This window comes from Bradyrhizobium genomosp. III, from assembly GCF_000261705.1.
Lineage (GTDB): Bacteria > Pseudomonadota > Alphaproteobacteria > Rhizobiales > Xanthobacteraceae > Bradyrhizobium > Bradyrhizobium ottawaense.
Genome location: NZ_AJQF01000588.1, coordinates 1 through 1,269, shown reverse-complemented (window position 1 = coordinate 1,269; position 1,269 = coordinate 1). Strand labels below are relative to the sequence as shown.

Sequence of the window (1,269 nt, the reverse complement as noted above, 5' to 3'; positions counted from 1 at the left end):
TGTTTAGCCCGGACAGATCACTGACGGGTGTTCGGAGACATAGCTGACACATCAACATTGGCTGGATTGGTCCGATTCGGGAGGCCGTCCATGCCGTGGAGTGAGGTGTCAGTAATGGATCAGCGCCAGGAGTTCGTGCGGCTGGCTTTGCAGGAAGGCGCCAACCGGCGCGAGCTGTGCCGGCGGTTCAACATCAGCCCTGACGTCGGCTACAAATGGTTGCGGCGCTGGCAGGCCGGCGATCGGGAGCTAGCCGACCGCTCCCGTTGCCCGCATGCGATGCCCAGGCGCAGTGAGGCTGCGGTCGAGGCCCAAGTTCTGGCCGTACGGGACAAGCATCCGGCTTGGGGAGCGCGGAAGATCGCCCACTGCCTGAAGCGGAGCGGGCAGACGGTGCCGGTGCCGTCAACGGTGCATCAGATCCTGTGTCGGAACGGTCGGGTCAAACCGAGCGGGAATGTACCGCCAAATCCGGGGCATCGCTTCGAGAAGGAAGCTCCCAACCTGCTGTGGCAGATGGACTTCAAGGGTCACCTGCCGCTCGCCAACGGGACGCGATGCCATCCGCTGACCGTTGTCGACGATCACTCGCGCTATGTCCTGTGCTTGAAGGCCTGCGCCGACGAGCAGCGTCTTACCGTGCAGGATCACCTGACGACGACGTTCCGCTGCTATGGCTTGCCGGAAGCCTTCTACACCGACAACGGCTCACCCTGGGGCGATACGTCAGGCGTTCGTTGGACCGGGTTGAAGGTGTGGCTGCTCAAGCTCGGTGTCAGGGTTGTGCACGCCAGGCCCTGTCACCCGCAGGCCCGCGGCAAGAACGAACGCTTCCATCGCACCCTGAAGGCCGAGGTTTTTGCCATGCGGCGCTTCCGCACCCTCCCGGAAGTCCAGCGCGCCTTCGATGCCTGGCGACCGGTCTACAATCTGGAGCGTCCCCACCAAGGCCTCGATATGCGCGTCCCCGCCGATCGCTTCCGGCCCAGCGCCCGCGCCATGCCGACCCGCGTTCCGAACGTTGAATACGACAGCGGCGAGATCGTCCGTAGGGTCTCATCGACGAGACCCTACATCTCCTTCAAAGGACGCTTCTGGAAGGTTCCCCAGGCCTTCGCGCGCGAAAGTCTCGCCATCCGGCCGCTGGATCGTGACGGCCACTACGGAATCTTCTTCGCCAGTTGGCAGGTCGCATCGATCGACTTGACCAATGGCCAACCTGTCAGTGATGTGTCCGAACAGGTGTCAGCCATGTCCCCGGACTAAACA

General features: G+C 63.2%; 1 protein-coding gene. It reads left to right on the top strand.

The features are described from left to right. Positions 1-90: 90 nt before the first annotated feature. On the top strand, positions 91-1,266 hold the full coding sequence (locus IC66_RS0142275) for an IS481 family transposase (RefSeq protein ID WP_049806766.1): 1,176 nt from the start codon (positions 91-93) through the stop codon (positions 1,264-1,266). Positions 1,267-1,269 lie beyond the last annotated feature (3 nt).

What these genes read in the sequence shown, in the direction of transcription:
- IC66_RS0142275 (WP_049806766.1), top strand. Translation starts at nt 91, where the DNA reads ATGCCGTGGAGTGAGGTGTCAGTAATGGATCAGCGCCAGGAGTTCGTG.